Annotated in this window: 15 protein-coding genes; 4 read left to right on the top strand and 11 right to left on the bottom strand. The window is 34.1% G+C overall.

Annotated elements, in window-relative coordinates:
* Positions 1 to 130: 130 nt before the first annotated feature.
* On the top strand, positions 131 to 1,177 hold the full coding sequence (locus ACYQ73_RS23910) for a sensor histidine kinase (protein ID WP_460014736.1): 1,047 nt from the start codon (positions 131 to 133) through the stop codon (positions 1,175 to 1,177).
* A 148-nt stretch (positions 1,178 to 1,325) separates the two neighbouring features.
* Here ACYQ73_RS23910 and ACYQ73_RS23905 read toward each other — a convergent pair whose 3' ends face one another.
* The 6 genes from ACYQ73_RS23905 to ACYQ73_RS23880 are packed head-to-tail and all read right to left on the bottom strand — an operon-like array spanning position 1,326 to position 6,503.
* A complete protein-coding gene (locus ACYQ73_RS23905; RefSeq protein ID WP_460014735.1) occupies positions 1,326 to 2,027 on the bottom strand; it encodes a hypothetical protein in 702 nt (233 codons plus the stop codon).
* A gap of 23 nt (positions 2,028 to 2,050) precedes the next feature.
* Positions 2,051 to 2,764 carry an ATP-binding cassette domain-containing protein gene (locus ACYQ73_RS23900; RefSeq protein ID WP_460014734.1) on the bottom strand — a complete coding sequence of 238 codons (714 nt, stop codon included), beginning with the start codon at positions 2,762 to 2,764 and terminating at the stop codon, positions 2,051 to 2,053.
* Positions 2,765 to 2,770: 6 nt separating this feature from the next.
* Positions 2,771 to 3,544, bottom strand: a complete 774-nt coding sequence (locus ACYQ73_RS23895) for an ABC transporter permease (protein WP_460014733.1) — start codon at positions 3,542 to 3,544, stop codon at positions 2,771 to 2,773.
* Positions 3,534 to 4,460 carry an ABC transporter ATP-binding protein gene (locus ACYQ73_RS23890; protein WP_460014732.1) on the bottom strand — a complete coding sequence of 309 codons (927 nt, stop codon included), beginning with the start codon at positions 4,458 to 4,460 and terminating at the stop codon, positions 3,534 to 3,536. The genes ACYQ73_RS23895 and ACYQ73_RS23890 overlap by 11 nt, the downstream gene beginning before the upstream one ends.
* A 20-nt stretch (positions 4,461 to 4,480) precedes the next feature.
* A complete protein-coding gene (locus ACYQ73_RS23885; RefSeq protein WP_460014731.1) occupies positions 4,481 to 5,365 on the bottom strand; it encodes a hypothetical protein in 885 nt (294 codons plus the stop codon).
* A 7-nt stretch (positions 5,366 to 5,372) separates the two neighbouring features.
* Complete coding sequence (locus tag ACYQ73_RS23880) at positions 5,373 to 6,503, bottom strand: ThiF family adenylyltransferase (RefSeq protein ID WP_460014730.1); 1,131 nt, start codon at positions 6,501 to 6,503, stop codon at positions 5,373 to 5,375.
* A 900-nt stretch (positions 6,504 to 7,403) separates the two neighbouring features.
* On the opposite strand from ACYQ73_RS23880, the gene ACYQ73_RS23875 reads away from it, so the two are divergent.
* The 3 genes from ACYQ73_RS23875 to ACYQ73_RS23865 are packed head-to-tail and all read left to right on the top strand — an operon-like array spanning position 7,404 to position 8,213.
* Entirely contained in the window at positions 7,404 to 7,676 is a 273-nt protein-coding gene (locus ACYQ73_RS23875) for a hypothetical protein (protein ID WP_460014729.1), read from the top strand.
* A complete protein-coding gene (locus ACYQ73_RS23870) occupies positions 7,612 to 8,004 on the top strand; it encodes a hypothetical protein (protein WP_460014728.1) in 393 nt (130 codons plus the stop codon). The genes ACYQ73_RS23875 and ACYQ73_RS23870 overlap by 65 nt, the downstream gene beginning before the upstream one ends.
* Entirely contained in the window at positions 8,001 to 8,213 is a 213-nt protein-coding gene (locus ACYQ73_RS23865) for a hypothetical protein (protein WP_460014727.1), read from the top strand. The genes ACYQ73_RS23870 and ACYQ73_RS23865 overlap by 4 nt, the downstream gene beginning before the upstream one ends.
* Here ACYQ73_RS23865 and ACYQ73_RS23860 read toward each other — a convergent pair.
* Genes ACYQ73_RS23860 through ACYQ73_RS23840 form a run of 5 tightly spaced genes read right to left on the bottom strand, consistent with a single transcriptional unit; the run spans position 8,202 to position 15,659 of the window.
* On the bottom strand, positions 8,202 to 9,248 hold the full coding sequence (locus ACYQ73_RS23860) for a glycosyl hydrolase family 18 protein (RefSeq protein WP_460014726.1): 1,047 nt from the start codon (positions 9,246 to 9,248) through the stop codon (positions 8,202 to 8,204). The two genes, ACYQ73_RS23865 and ACYQ73_RS23860, sit on opposite strands and share 12 nt — an antisense overlap.
* Before the next feature lie 21 nt (positions 9,249 to 9,269).
* Positions 9,270 to 11,021 carry a polysaccharide deacetylase family protein gene (locus ACYQ73_RS23855; RefSeq protein WP_460014725.1) on the bottom strand — a complete coding sequence of 584 codons (1,752 nt, stop codon included), beginning with the start codon at positions 11,019 to 11,021 and terminating at the stop codon, positions 9,270 to 9,272.
* Positions 11,018 to 12,880: a glycosyltransferase family 2 protein gene (locus ACYQ73_RS23850; RefSeq protein WP_460014724.1), complete on the bottom strand. Its 1,863-nt coding sequence runs from the start codon at positions 12,878 to 12,880 to the stop codon at positions 11,018 to 11,020. The genes ACYQ73_RS23855 and ACYQ73_RS23850 overlap by 4 nt, the downstream gene beginning before the upstream one ends.
* A 5-nt stretch (positions 12,881 to 12,885) precedes the next feature.
* On the bottom strand, positions 12,886 to 14,322 hold the full coding sequence (locus ACYQ73_RS23845) for a polysaccharide deacetylase family protein (protein ID WP_460014723.1): 1,437 nt from the start codon (positions 14,320 to 14,322) through the stop codon (positions 12,886 to 12,888).
* An 11-nt stretch (positions 14,323 to 14,333) separates the two neighbouring features.
* The gene (locus ACYQ73_RS23840) at positions 14,334 to 15,659 is read right to left on the bottom strand and encodes a nucleotide sugar dehydrogenase (protein WP_460014722.1); all 1,326 of its coding nucleotides are present in this window, start codon (positions 15,657 to 15,659) and stop codon (positions 14,334 to 14,336) included.
* Between the last annotated feature and the right edge of the window lie 245 nt (positions 15,660 to 15,904).

Genomic DNA, 15,904 nt, shown 5'->3' with positions numbered 1-15,904 from the left:
GTTAGTTATCCTACTTCTTTTCCTGACTGTAGGAAGTTCCTTCATTATTAATGGAACTTTTTTGCCATTCGTTAATATCCTACTAACAGTTTCATTGATATTGATAATTGCTAAGCAACACGATGTCCCAATGAAAGAAACTATTTTTTGGACAATTGTTCTTTTATCAATTAACTTCATATGTGAATCACTGTCACTTGCATTATTCAAAAATTTATTCTCATCAACCGTCTATTACTCAAATAATACCATTTTCATTATTATCACTACTAGTTTTACTATGATTTTTGGAATACTTATATTTTCCGGAATTAAATTCTTATTTCTTCAAAAAGACAATCTTTTTCAATCCATTAATATTTCTGCGTTATTAGCTCTAATTTCGATCCCTGTTATTTCGATAATTGTTTTGTTAGGCTTCTTATTATCCGAGATAAACGTCAACATTAACTCACAACTAATTGAGTTTTTGGTGGCATCAGGTATTCTATATATGAACATATGTGTTTTGTATTTGTACAATAGTCTAATCCAACACTTAAGAAAAATAAATCATATTTCAATCCAAAAAAAAGCACTTGAATCAGAAATAAAATATATTGAAGAAGTTAAAAAAAACCAACTAAAAATCAAAGCCATAAAACATGATTTAAAGAATCAGTTTCTAGTTTTATTAGGTCTGCTTGACCGTAAAGCTACAGAGGAAGCAAAAGATTATTTGATGAGTTCCATTGAAGGACTAAACCAACAATCAAATTTTTACACTAGCGACAGTGTGCTAAATTATTTATTGAATGAGAAAATCTCAATTGCTAAAAAGGAACAAATTGATTTCAAAGTTAAGATCTTTCTATCAGAAAAAATTAGTATTGATAACGATATTCTTACAATAATAATTGGAAACTTAGTCGACAATGCATTAGAAGCTTGCATTAGAATAAAAAAAAGTGAAGACAAAGAAATATTACTAGTAATTAAGCAGTTCAATAGAAACCTCTTGATTGATATATCTAATACTTTTGTTCCCTTAGAGACTAAATCTAGAAGAAATCGTCAATATGATGGAATAGGTGTTAGAAGTATAAATGCTTTAGTTGAAAAGAATGGTGGTCTGTATAAGCATTGGATTGAAAACAAGAAGTATTTTGTAAGTATTGTACTTTTTGATACCTATTAACTTTATACAATCTATTCTTAATCAAAATATTTTTAATAGATAATCGCTCGACCTCAAAATTCTAACTTTTAAGGTCGAGCGATTATCTATTTTTTGTTTGTTCTGAAAAGAATAAGCGATTACAGCAAAGTATTAATGATAGAGTTCGTCATATAGTCTCGCTTTCATCTATTCTTTTACCAACATAACGAAGTATAGGAAGCATCACCAATAATACACATAAAGCTCCTATGGATGCGACAAATTGAAAGTTTATTAATGACAGTGCAGAAACGTTAGCTAATACAACAATAGAAATAATGCTAGTAATTACTGTATACATTGTTGATGAAAAATAAATACCAATAAAGCTAGAAAAGAGGACGATTGACAAAGTTAGTAGTACACAAACTACTGCAACAAAAATAAAATCCACCCAATAACTTTTAATTGGTTTACCCAGTATTGGAAAAATAGTTTCTCCTATTGAAAAAATTGAGTTGACCAATAGAAGTGCTACAAATTGGGGCAAAGCCAAGATACATCCAAATACTATGTTCTTGATTAAATACAATCTACTTCGTTTTATTGGATATAAAAAAACTCTATTTCTATGATCACCAACATAATTTTTAACAATATAACGGCTTATTGCTACAGCTCCATATACCGAAATAATACACATAGTTATTGTGCTTGCTAAACTAAGTATCGCTGGGTAACTTGTTAAAATATCATCTCCATCATTCCCCTCGAATTTTCCCACAATTACAAAAAAATAAATAAAAATCAATTGAGAGAGAAAAGTTAATGCAAATGTAGGAAATATAATTTTCTTCATTTTAGTAATCTCAAAATGATAATAATTCATTTATTAAATACCTCCATTTACTTTCATTTTTCCGCAGTTAGTTGGTGGTAATAGTCTAATATTCCACCTTCATAAATACGGTTGATATCATCAATTTTTCTCATCTCCGTCGTTCTGCCATTTGACATCAAAACAATATCAGTTGAAATATCTTCAAGGTCAGTGAAAGTATGACTTGATATAAGTATAATTTTTTTTCTTGATAACGATTTCAAAATGTTCTTAACTAATTCAATTCCGTCAGGGTCTAGTCCATTAAAAGGTTCGTCTAAAATTAAAATTTCCGGATTGTGTGTCAGAGCTACTGTCAATTGTAGCCTTTGCTTCATCCCTAAAGACATTTTTCCAATAACCGTTTCTGGAGAAACATTCAATTTCACTTGTTGCAAAAGAGGGCCCCAAGAACTAGGTTTGTTTAACCCATAATAGTGAAAATGTTCTTCAAATAACTCATGAACAGTAAGTTCAGAAATACTGTCTAAAGAAGTAAATATCGTTCCTATTTTCAGTAAGTTTTTATAATTATCCTTTTGTGAAACAAGATTATCACCAAACCAGACTTCTCCCTCATCAACAACAACCAATCCACAGATACTTTTCAACAAAGTAGTCTTCCCAGCACCATTTGGCCCTATTAGTGCATGTATTCCTCCTCTTTTGAAACACAAATACTCCACATCAATCACTAGATCATTCTTAATATATTTTTTTAAATTTATTAGCCTAACTTGATCCATATTGACTTACTCCTTTCTCGATAGGGCAAATAATGATAATCCAAAAGTAAATAGTGCCCATATAATAACCACAAATAAATCCACAAATGAAATTGATCCTAGGCCAAATAGTGTAGCTCTAATCAAATTACTCGTTGTTACAAAGGGAAGTACATTGTATATAACTGTCATCCAATCCGGAAGTCTATCAGCAGGGTAAGTAATAGGAGAAAACAGTAGACCACCTATCATAATAATTTGTGTCACCAATGCAACAAAATTCGATGGAAGCCAATATGCTATCGCAAAGCCAATAGAAATCATTGCTATTTGTGCCAGCAGGATAATAAGAATACTTGTAAGAGATACGTTGATCGATATATTAAATCTCATCATAGCAGCCAAGCATGACATTAATATTCCGGGTAGTGAAGCGATACCCCATATGATAATATCCGCAATCAGAATACTCATACGATTGACAGGTAAAGTCTTTTGATATTTTACAATTCCATCTTGTTTAGCAGTATTAACTATTTGAGCTGCTAAAACACAGCCAACAGCAATAATCCCCAAAGTAATCGCACCTGAAGATAGATATAGTGAAGTTCCTTCATCTATTTCCGGTATCAATAAAGCAAGCCCATATACAATGGCGAGCGCTAAAGCTGCTTGAGCTATACTAAAAGTTGGCAATAAATATTTGTGCCTAATCAGACTCCAACGCATCAAACCCCAAAACTGTAGTAAACTATAGTTTTTTGGCATTGCTTCAGCATGTATTTCAAGTTTACTCTTCATTTGTCAACTCTCCGTATAGATTATTTATTGAAGATGGTGCAAGCCGATAGTTAACTACTTCATTTTGACTGATTTTTCTTAACACCCAATTCAAAGCATCTGGAACTTGTTTATGTGTTAGCTCGAAATCATATTGCATTTCTTCATCATTAAAATCAATATCTAATGCTTCTGGAAAATCATTTAAGTCCAACGAATTATTAACCGTTATTGTTAGTAAGTTTGATACAGATAACCCTAATTTCACTTCTCTAATGGGAGAATCCTTAATCAATTTTCCTCGATCCATAAGAAGATATCTATCAGTGTATTGTTCTACTTCTAACAAATTGTGCGTGACTACAACGATAATATGTCCTTTTTGCGCAAGCTTCCTCAAGTATCTCCAGATGATTTTTCTTCTCACAGGGTCTACATCATTTGTAGGTTCATCTAATAAAATAATAGGTGGGGGTGCTACAACTGCCATAGCAAATGAGGTAAGTCTTTGCAACCCCCCAGATAATTTTTCTCCAGGTTTATTTGCCCATTCCTCAATTTGCAATTCCTGAATTATGTCATCAGTCAGTTGCTTATTTTCATATCCACTAACACCTTTTATTCTTAACACTGACTCAACAGATTGTCTCAATGTCACACCAGCTAACGGTGCATGAAACTGCGGCATCATTGATATTAAACTTCGGGCAACTTTAGTTTCTTTAACTAAAGAATGTCCCTGATAAGTTATAAAACCACTATCTGGTTTTGTTACACCAATTATTTGGTTTAAGAATGTTGTTTTACCAGCACCATTGTGACCTGTTAGAGCTACAACTTCACCCGCAGAAAAACAAGTCGATATGTTATCATTTGCTTGTACATTGCCTTTTCGATAGCTTTTACTAATTGAGTAGATACATAAATCATTTTTCATTTCTTCACCCCTTTATTTATTTAGTGCACTATGTTAATTACACTATGCACAAAAGGAATAAACCATAGAAAAACTAATATGAACGTAACGAAGTATCCTATTAAGCGAATTTTACTTAGAAAGGGATTCTGGCTGTTTGAAGCCTTTGAACTAAATTCTATGAAAGGATCGTCAATAACCATAGATATCAAAAATTGTCCATCACTTTTTTTATGAAAGCGCAACTGCCAAAGAATCCTAATCCACAATATAGAGCAAGATACAGGAAGAACCCAGCTATTAAGCCAGAACTGAGAATACGTTAAAATCGAAAGGAGGAATAAATCAAAAATTACTCCCGCACTAATTGCAGTAATTCTACCTAAGAATGACCATACCCAGATATGGGACATTGCAACTGTTGCGGTTGCCTTTTTAAAGTTTAACTTCAATCCTCCTTTTGTCTTTTTCCAACTATTAGCGAATAGCATGTGCATTACCTCATGAATAGAAGTAGTCACTATGGAGAAGAGTATAATAAAAAGAATATTTACCCATATGTTTGTATCTTTTGAGATTAATTTGCTACCAATTGGAATACCAAAAAAGAATGTAGAAACAATTATACTTATTAAAGAAATGAAGCCAACAATCAATATTCCTTTTCTAAGAGTAGTCCACTTTTTCGCAACATTTTCTTCCGAAAAATCAAAATTTTCTGATTCGATAGACTGAATAAATCCAGTTTCAGTAAGAGTGTTTATAAACTCTTGGTCATAAATTTCTGAATTAAGAACCCCTGATGATAAAACAGTAACAATATCTTCGTCAACAACAATTGGTTCAGATTTAGTTGATAAGATTATATAATCCCCACACTTAAGTTTTCTGCTAAACGTTGGATTTAAGACCAATAATTTAGACATAATATACTCACTTTCCATCTTCGTAGTATTGGAAGATTTCCCAATCATCTATCTCACCTTCACCACAAGTTGGACATTCTTTTGGAAATCTCGGCCATGAAGGATGTCTAAAAGAGGAACCATCTTCATAATTGATTTCGCATTGAGTTCCCAAACTCCTTGGTGCAGCATAATTAGTCACCAATCTGACTAATTCATCAACAATCCCTGAGGTTAATTGGAAAATTCCTGGTCCGTATGCAATTGATGGGGGATCAAAATTAATTTCTCTAAATCCCACAAATTGTTCGATGAACTTTGGATCGTTTTTACTAAAATTCAAATTTAAACAGTCGAAACAACCTGTTTCCCTTGGAATTACTGTGTAAACTCGTCCTCTACTTACTTGAGAGGCTCCAAATACACATGGTAATCCAGCCCGCACAATCGCTTGGTTAACAATTCTATGAATAATAAAAGGAGGTTCATCAATTGCGCAAATTACCACATCCACGTCATTCGTATATAATAGAACATCCTCAACAGTGACAATTTTTTTATTATGACTCTCAATGATTATGTTTGAATTCATTTGAGAAAGTGATTCTTCAGCTACTTCAGTTTTCAACCTACCAATATCAGATTCTCTGTATAGAAATTGTCTCCCAAGGTTACTTGCTTCAACTCTATCATAGTCAACAATAGTAATTTTTTTTGGACCTAATCCAGCTAAAAGGGTCAAAATATTTGACCCTCCACCTCCAAGTCCCAATAAAAGTATACGTGTATCATTCATTTTTCTTTGAATGTCAAATCGATTACCTTGTGTATTCGTAAATCTGCTGAAGTAGTTAACATTGGCAATGTATCTGTCTTGAATTTCTTGTTCAGGTAGTGTTTCTTCAAGGACTCCTTCACTATCAAGTAATTCTATTCCACCAATAACGTCCTCCTCAGTCAAGCTAGGAAACAAGGTCTGCATTTCCTTTACTACTTCATCTATATGTCGTCCGTCCAGTATTTTAGCTAGTTCCCAATACTGTTTTTCTGGATCTTCGAATTCTGTTGTAATCCCCAGCTGCGCTCCAATTCTAAATACTTCTGGATTTAATTGATATAAAGGATAAATCGGTTTTATTCGCGGATTTTGAAATGACATAACTAAAGACCTCCTTATGTTATTATTTCTCTGGCGTGTTTATTATCGAAAGTCATATAGTAGATTTTTGATAAATCAACTGCACAGATTTCAAAATATCGTTTATGTGTTCTGAAATTAGTTAAATAAAAACCAAAGGCAAGATTATTAGATAACCTCGCTTTTGGTTTTCGACTGTCCTTAAACGATAATCCACCATGCTGTAGCATCAACCTTTACCGCTTTCCTAACTTTAACATTTTTCATAGCTATCCCTCCCTTCGTATTAAGTTACACCTTTGCATAATAGGTTAGGTGCGTTTAATCACATATAGGGTTTAGATATCAATAGAATTCTTTTAACCTAAAAATTAAAAGATTTTACTTTCTATCGTTACGTTCATAATAATGTTAAACTTCAAAAAATTCAGTTAGCTGTAACAATTGACAATCTAGATGTAATAATTAACCTCGTATATGACTCATAAATCAAAAATATGGTCAAATTCTTTCGCCTCCAATCGGAAACAAGAAATAGAAGTTATTTTTACTTTTTTATAAAAGCAGTGTAATCTTTACTAAATATCTTCTTGGATTACACTAAAATTGCTAAATCAAGTGCATCTTTATGGAATCTTTTCGATGAAGCCAGTGAACAGCAATTTCAAATAACTAACACCAGAGTTAATACATAAAATGTTCTAGAAACTTATTGTTCATGAACGAGATACAAGCACACAATGAGATTCATAGTTTTGGTCTAGGAGGATTAATCATCACAGAAGATGCATTAATCTAACAGGAAAAAATAAGAGAAAATAAAAAAAGCAATATGACCACAAATGTGATCAATATTGCTTATCGGTAAATATTTCCGTATAAAAAGTTACCTAAATGGCTTTGGCGTTTTGATTTGTCACTTTGATGTTTTCATCCGCCGTTTCTGCTTTTCTTTCCGTCGCCCTCGCCTTTCTATCCGTCACTTTGACGTTTCTTTCCGTCACTTCGGCGCTTCTTTCCGTCGCTTTGACTTCCATCCTTCGCCTCGGCACTTTTATCCGCCACTTTGGCTCTTCTATCCATCATTTTGACGTTTCTATCCACGATTTTGACTGTTCTATCCGTCACTTTGGCTTTTCTTTCCACCGCTCTGATTTCTATCCGCCACTTTGGCTCTTCTTTCCTTCGCTTTGATGTTTCTTTCCGTCACTTCGGCTCTTCTTTCCGTCGCTCTCGCCTTTCCATCCGTCGCTTTGATGTTTCTTTCCGTCGCTCTGATTTCATCCGTCACCTTGGCTCTTCTTTCCGTCGCTCTCGCCTTTCTATCCGTCGCTTTGACGTTTCTTTCCGTTACTTCGGCTCTTCTTTCCGTCGCTCTAATTTCATCCGTCACCTTGGCTCTTCTTTCCGTCGCTTCGATGTTTCTTTCCGTCGCTTCAGCGCTTCTTTCCGTCGCTCTTGTTTCCATCCGTCACCTTGGCTTTTCTTTCCGTCGCTCTCGACTTTCCATCCGTCGCTTTGAGGTTTCTTTCCGTCACTTCGGCTCTTCTTTCCGCCGCTCTGGTTTCCATCCGTCACCTTGGCTTTTCTTTCCGTCGCTCTCGCATTTCCATCCGTCGCTTTGACGATTCTTTCCGTCGCTTTGACGATTCTTTCCGTCACTTTGGCGCATCTTTCCGTCGCTCTTGTTTCCATCCGTCACTCCGGCAATTCTATCAATCATTCCGCTGATTGTTCGTTAATCCATTGTAACGTTTCTGAGCCTAGGCCTCCGGCACGCCATAAAACAACCTCATTGTAGCTTCTCTTTTGCACGTGCGCTGTCCATTTTTTAAGTGTTTCCTGATCGGCGTACCAAACTTCATTCTTAACATTTTGTTCATCTAAAAAAGTGAAATAAGCCGCACCACTTGCTTGATCGCGATGTTTAACCGCTTTCGTATTGTTTAGTAATTCCTCTGCTTCTACCTCCGTTAAAGCAACCGTCTTGCCTTGATTTACCCATTGGAATCCGCCAGTTGCAAAAGCAATCGCTAATTTTTGATTAGACTTCCTAATTTTTTTTACTAAGTCATTTAAAAATGCAAAGGTTGCCTTTGGACCTGGGCCACTATGATACCCGTGCACATTATAAGCCATCACTGCATATTTAGGCCCACTCGGTAATTTAATATTAAATGGAAATCCTGGCTCTAGTACGACATGTAATGAAACATCCTTTTTTAATAGCTGTTCATAAAGTTCCTCTATGAAATGGACGTACCTAGAGAGATCCTCTTTAGCAACCTTTTCATAATCAATTTCGATACCATTCACATTATATTGTTCAACAACCTGCATAATATTATCAATATGTCGCTGCCTTGATGATGTATCTTGAAACAATCGATGTAATAGCGCACTATCCTTTTGAACTAATGGCGCGTTATCTGTAACATAATCGTTAATTAACGTGAGTATAACAGGATGTGATTCATTAAATTGTTGCTGCGTTTGTTTCAACGTTTCTATCGCATCTTCAGTTAATAATAATTGGTCATTCTCATTAAAATAAGCACCAAAAACGTGAATGTCTTGTAAGCCCTGTTGTGAATTTTTCACATCCTCGATGGCAGATTTATTTTGCCATTCAGGTAACCAAATAGATAATTGAAGCTTGTCTTTGTGCTTCAACCCTTCCCTTGCTTTAACAGGTGCTTCTTTGCTATTACTACAAGCTGTGATAATTAGTAGTGCTATACAGATAAACAGAATAATTTTTTTCACTTGAATCTAGTTCCCCCCGTTTTAGAAGGTTTCAATAAAGAAATCAACAACATTATTAAATAAAGTCATTGTTTTGTGCTTTACTTTATCGAAATTCGTATATTGGTTAGTAAAAAGCGTATGATCGTTAACATCTGTAATCAAAATATCTTCGATGAATGTATCATAAATATCATCTGCATACTGTTCATGAGATGTTTCTTTTTTGCTGAACAACGCACCAAATCCAATTTTAGATCCTTGAATGTCAGGATTTACTTGAATTGTCTTGGATAATACCTTATCTACATCTATCTTAATTTCACCATTTTCTACATAAATATTAAATACTCTCTTTTTTGTTAAGTTTCGCGGATACTCTTCCTCGTCAATTCTAGAACCTTTTTGCGTATCCTGATAATTGTATACAGTAGCCTTATTAAATGCATACTCTTCTTCATTCCACTTTATTTCATTTAGCAGAAACCGCTCCTTCTCAACAACGCTTGATTTTGGTGATTTTTCAGAAACAACAATCTCATTATCTATTAATGCCACCCGAATATAACTATTATTTTTTTCATCATAGTTTAAATAAATAGATTGTTGTCCAACGACATTCCCTTTAAAGGCAAAGTTTATATTATATTTCTCTGGAAGAGTTTCCTTCAATAATACCCGACCTTCACTTGAAGGTGCTGATGTTATTGTAATCTCATTATCTTTAAATTCTGCTGCACCTTTTATTACAGACCATTCTTTTGCCCGTTGATGATCTCCGACTTCAAATTCTACATTTTGCTTACTAGCTTGGCGGATTTTCATCATCACATGATTGGTAGACCAATAGGGTGATACTTGTAATCTACTTAAATTGTAGAGATCAGCATCCGCATCATTATATGCTCCTAGTTCCAAATTGAAATGCATTTTATATATATCCTTAATTTGCTTATTATTCGCACTTCCAACTAACGAATCCATATTATTATAAAGTGCGTTGGCATGCATAATAGCATAGGCCTTAGGAACTTCTCCTAGCTCCTCCTTATAAATATCATGCATTAGCTTGTAATCTTTTTGGATACGTTTTTCCATTTCTTGTCGCGTTTCACTTGGAATCATATATTGATTGCGAATGAAGTCCATTAAATAATGATTATAATATTCGATAGTCGTTTTATCCGGCACATTATTTTCATCTATTACACCTAACGACTGTCCTTTATTGTTATAAATATTAATATATGTCAGACGGTACCCATTAGAGCCCAACTCCCAATAGCCACTTTTCTCCATAAGTAATAAGTCTTTCGGCTTTAAAAATTTGTTGTCCCGTGTATCCATTTTATTGGCGTACGTAAACATCGTAGCTTTATAATTTAGATCCTCCATGATGTTTTGAGCAAATATACTAGAATCTGTACGGCCATCTTCAAATGATAAATACAACGCCTTTTCTGGCAATGGTTTGTTTTGCTGATAAAAATCTAAAATATCCTGCTGAGTAATTGTTGTATAGCCTTGACTTTCAAGCAGTGCTAGTTGTTTTCTCAAATTCTCTTTAGATACATATTTAGGAGATTCACCCCTGCTCACACCAAAATATGATAAAGCGATGAAACCATCTTTATTCACTAAAGGAACCGTTCCCTCTACCCTTTTATCAGTTAAAAATACTACACGGATTAAAATAACAGCTAAAAATACAACGATAATCGTTTGAACAATGGATCGTATTATTTTCCTTCGATTTTTTTTAGCTGGATTAAATACAACATTTTTTTCACTCATTTCTTCTCACCCATTTTTCTATTTAGAATCGAAAATCGGGATTTTCGTAATTTGTGTTTTTCTAATTTCTTTTCTTTGGCGATGACATCTTGAGGTGTTTCTCTCGTACCCCATGTTGATTTCCAAAATGTAACCCATGCAACAGGCATTTGCCACAGCAAAATAAATTCATAGAAAAGTACAAAGATAAAACCAAATGCCCACAATTTACTTTTTCTAAAGAAAAGATGGGCCAAACTCATTAACATTGCCATCAATAACAAGCCCATTAAAAATGTAGTTGGAAAAATGCCATGCATAATTGGCACATAAATTAAATTGTAAACAACAACAATAGGAGCAGCTATTGGTACGATTAAACCAATGATGAAGAAAAGAAACATAAAAGGTTCCTTTTTCCACATAAATAAAAATGCTCGTAACGATTCGCGTAACCATGATCGTTTCCATCTCATTTGTTGAGATAAAAATACTTTTGTATCTGATGGAACAATTGTAGAACATACGGCATTGTCCTGATATCCCGTTCGATGTGTTTTTAAAATATAATTTGTCATACTACGGTCATCACCGAATGTTGCGGGTTGTCCAAGAAATTTTTGGTTTAACCAAGCTGTTTCGTTTTTCAAAATAAGCTCTTTTCGATAACATGCTAACGGACCAGATAAACAAGTTACTGTATCAAACCAAGACTCAGCAGCTTTCATGATCCGGAAGGCTATATAATAGCGAACTGTTTGCAATTTCGTCAGAGCATTTGTAAATTTATTTTCAACCTCTGTTCTTCCTGCCACACCGCCCATTTTAGGATCTTGGAAAGGCTGTACTAAATTTCGAATGGCATGAGGTTCTAAAAAACTATCAGAATCTACGAAAACAACTAAATCGTGTTTGGCCATATGCACTCCTGCCACTAAAGCTTCACGTTTCCCTCCATTTTGAGGTAGCTTATAGAAACTCAGGCGATCTTTTGTTTTAAATCTCTCACCCTCGTTATGAATAAGTTCTATCATTTCCTTTGCCTTTTCCTCAGTTCTATCTGTTGAATAATCATCTACAACAATAACCTCTAATTTGTCTACAGGATAATACTGATTAATACAGCTTAAAATTGTTCTATGAATCCATTGTTCTTCGTTAAACACTGGAATAATAATAGAAACGCCCGGTTCAAATTTAGGATTTATCGGTACATTCCTATAGAAAATACCAAATAAATATCTACTTAAAAGAAAAGTTGCAGCAATAATACTATATAGATATAGAAATTTATTAAATCTGAAATAAATAACACTTTCAGCCCTCATTAACATAACAATAAGAGAAACAATCAATAGAAATAGACTTGCCACAAAGATTGATAGTCCCCAACGTTTTTTAGTCATATAGTCATTTAAAGGCTGTAAAAATTCACATGCATAATAGCTTCTAGTTTCACCATTTACTTCTTTTGTAAAATGACGAACAACTTTCGCTTTTACCTTTACCTTAGATTCATAACCCTCCGGCATCGCACCACCAGGTATAGTGAATTTCATCGTAATAATTTCATCCATTAAAAAATTATTAGGACTATTTGAAAATACAAGGATACCCGTAACCGAAATATCCTCCGCATAATATTTGTCACTAACCTTTTGCTTTGCTCTTTTAATTTGTACTTCAAAATCAGTTTCATAGCGTAAACTTAACAGCTGTAAACGATATATTTCATTGACATCTGTAGAATCGATTTCTTCCTTTTGATACGAAGCACCTCGACGGTTAACGAGACTTCGTACATTTTCTGGGTCAGGAATATTCGATAAAATTCGTCGATCAGAGCGCGGTATCGTTAAAATCTCTTTTTTCTTATTCATGATTATCAATTCACTTTCTTATTTGAATCTTTTTCAATCCAAGTCGACATTTTTGCAAAACTATAGCCATCTTTTTGCAGCTTTTCAATGATTAATGGTAATGCTTCAACTGTTTTTGTTCCGTCTAAAATGTGCATAACAATTACCTTTCCAGGAGCAATTCTAGTCATCACACGATTATAAATATCTCGAGGAGTATATTTTAAATTCCAATCGAATGATGCTATATCGTACATTGCAATCGATTTGACACCGGTAGCAGCAATAATTTTCGCTGATTCTTCATTAATAGCACCTTTATTAGGCCTGAAATACAACAAAGGCTCTTCTTGCAAGGCGTATGTTAGAGCCTGATGTGCCATTACGACATCCTCTTGGAGTTCCTCGGGTGTCATTGTCGTTACATCAAGATGATTATAAGAGTGACTTGCAACCTCATGCCCTCTCTCAACAATTAATCGCGCTAATTGCGGATCCTTTTTCACGCCTTTGCCAATTAAAAAGAATGTAGATTGAACATGATACTTATCAAGAACATCTAAAATTTCTTTAACTCTCTCCTCACTTGCCCAATCATCGAAGGTTAAAGCAATTTCTTTTTTTGAAGTATTTTTACGGTAGAACATATTTGGTTTAATATTTTTGTAATCCGGGTTCAATTTAATAGCATCATAGCCTTCAATTTCCTCTAAGGATTTTGCTAAATATTGTTCATCTAATACGTCCGTTAATGTAGAAAACGCATATCCTTTCTCTTCCTCTAATTGAGACAGTAGTGGAATAACATCAATAATCGCGGGATTAATGTACGTGTTTAAATGAATAACAGATCCACTATTGATAAACCGATGAATATAATCCATTATTTCCTCAGCACTTTGCATATTTCGATCTTTCGGATTAATGGAAGATTCGACGACTCCCTTCATATTGAGCGTTTTAGTTGCTAAACGCATATTGTCAGTTGAATCACCAGAACGACTACGAACGTATTTTGGTGTATAACCTAGATGCTCTTCAAAAACTTGATTGGCTAAGTAAATTTCTTTATATGTTTCTTCATAATTTAAATCAGTCATATCAGTAAACGTTAACGTACCATTTTCTACTTCATGACCTTTAGCTAAAATATCCTTCACTAACTCAGGATCTTGCGCCACTCGCGTACCTTCTACAAAAAATGTTGCCTTCATGTTAAATTGTTCTAATACCTTTAATAATTTCTGCATTGTTTCATTGTCTGCAAGTCCATTAAAAGTTAATGCTACCTTTGGGCTAAGAATGCTTGCGTGACTATAAATTTCACTCATCGTTCCATCCGGTTCCTTTATTTCAATTGCTGAATCAACTGGTTTAACCTCATTAGTTTGAGCAGACGATTGACATCCAGCTAGAAATAAAATGAATAATAGACTACATAATTTTAGTCGCCCCGTGATCACAGAATCCCCCTCTATAACTTGTGATATTTTTCATTTTTAAACAAATAATGGGTATTACGTGTGTCAAAAATTAAAGCAGCATGTTGATCAATCAATGCATAATCAATAGCTGTATGATTCGTTAAAATGACTACAGCATCCGCTTTTTCAATTAATTCTTTTGTAAGTGAAACTGTGTTAAACATGTCATTACCAACTGTAAATGTTTCAATAAATGGATCAATAACTTTTAGACCACACCGCTTTTCCTTTAATTTATCAATGACATATAATGCTGGTGATTCCCGAAGATCATTAATATTTGGCTTATAGGAAACTCCAATAACTACAATTTCTGCATCATCTATCTCTTTTCCATGTGCACCTAAATAATTTTCTAATCTTTCAATTACAAAGCTTGGCATAGAATCATTAATTTTATCTGCCGTCTCAATTAATGTTGCTGAAACACCATGCTGCTGGCCAGCCCATAATAAATATTTAGGGTCTACTGGTATACAATGACCACCTACCCCAGGGCCAGGTGTAAATGGCATAAAACCATAAGGCTTTGTCGAAGCAGCTTCAATAACTTCCCACACATCGATATTCATTTTATGGCAAACCTGACTTAATTCATTGACAAGGGCAATATTAATTTGCCGAAACGTATTTTCTAGTAACTTTTCCATTTCAGCAATCTTTGGGTCTGTTACAGCAAACACATTTGTATTGATCACTGTTTCATAAAAAAGCTTAGAAACTTCTAAACAAGCAGCAGAGATACCACCAACTACTTTAGGCGTATTCGAAACTGAAAAATTTAAATTTCCAGGGTCCACACGTTCAGGAGAATAAGCTAAAAATATATCTTGTCCAATAATGAAGTTACCTTTTTCTAAGATCGGTTGAACTACTTCTTCTGTTGTTCCAGGGTAAGTTGTACTTTCAAGAATAATTAATGTATTAGGGGATATATTTTGTTCGATTGCATTAGCTGCATCTACAATATACGAGATGTTAGGTGTTCCATCTGCAGTCGTAGGCGTCGGTACACAAATAATAATGATATCTACATATACAAGTTTAGAAAAATCATTTGTCGGCTCAAATTTATCTTCTTTAACCGCTTTCTCGATGATTGCATTAGACATATCAGCAATATAACTATCACCACTTTTTAATTTGGCAATTTTTTCATCGTCTTTATCGAAACCAATTACTCCAAAGCCTTTATTGACGATTTCCAAGGCTAGTGGGAGCCCCACATAGCCAAGTCCAACAACCCCAATTGTGGCACTTCTTGTCTTGATTTTTTCTGATAAAGCTAATCCCTTTGACTCAATCTTTATTCCCATAAACAAATTACTCCTTTGTCTAAGTTATTGTGAAAACGTAATTCAAAGACTGCTCTGTACAATTGCTATTTTTTTACGATTCATTCCTTTGTACATGTAATCCCCTCATATCACACCCATTCTTTGCCATCAAATTCTCAAATATAAAACACACACTTCCTCAATACATCTATCATACTAAATAAAACTAAACTTTTTCTAAACAATTCCATGACAAAGTGAAAAAATAACTATCTTACCACAAA

This window comes from Lysinibacillus sp. CTST325 (genome assembly GCF_054665055.1).
Note: the sequence above shows the minus strand (reverse complement) of the source record. Positions and strands in the feature narration are given on the sequence as shown.

Bases quoted from the DNA above. Each gene is read 5' to 3' on its own strand.
- ACYQ73_RS23910 (WP_460014736.1), top strand. From the start codon at position 131: ATGAAAGAAACTATTTTTTGGACAATTGTTCTTTTATCAATTAACTTC.
- ACYQ73_RS23905 (WP_460014735.1), bottom strand. From the start codon at position 2,027: ATGAATTATTATCATTTTGAGATTACTAAAATGAAGAAAATTATATTT.
- ACYQ73_RS23900 (WP_460014734.1), bottom strand. From the start codon at position 2,764: ATGGATCAAGTTAGGCTAATAAATTTAAAAAAATATATTAAGAATGAT.
- ACYQ73_RS23895 (WP_460014733.1), bottom strand. From the start codon at position 3,544: ATGAAGAGTAAACTTGAAATACATGCTGAAGCAATGCCAAAAAACTAT.
- ACYQ73_RS23890 (WP_460014732.1), bottom strand. From the start codon at position 4,460: ATGAAAAATGATTTATGTATCTACTCAATTAGTAAAAGCTATCGAAAA.
- ACYQ73_RS23885 (WP_460014731.1), bottom strand. From the start codon at position 5,365: ATGTCTAAATTATTGGTCTTAAATCCAACGTTTAGCAGAAAACTTAAG.
- ACYQ73_RS23880 (WP_460014730.1), bottom strand. From the start codon at position 6,503: ATGTCATTTCAAAATCCGCGAATAAAACCGATTTATCCTTTATATCAA.
- ACYQ73_RS23855 (WP_460014725.1), bottom strand. From the start codon at position 11,021: ATGAGTGAAAAAAATGTTGTATTTAATCCAGCTAAAAAAAATCGAAGG.
- ACYQ73_RS23850 (WP_460014724.1), bottom strand. From the start codon at position 12,880: ATGAATAAGAAAAAAGAGATTTTAACGATACCGCGCTCTGATCGACGA.
- ACYQ73_RS23840 (WP_460014722.1), bottom strand. From the start codon at position 15,659: ATGGGAATAAAGATTGAGTCAAAGGGATTAGCTTTATCAGAAAAAATC.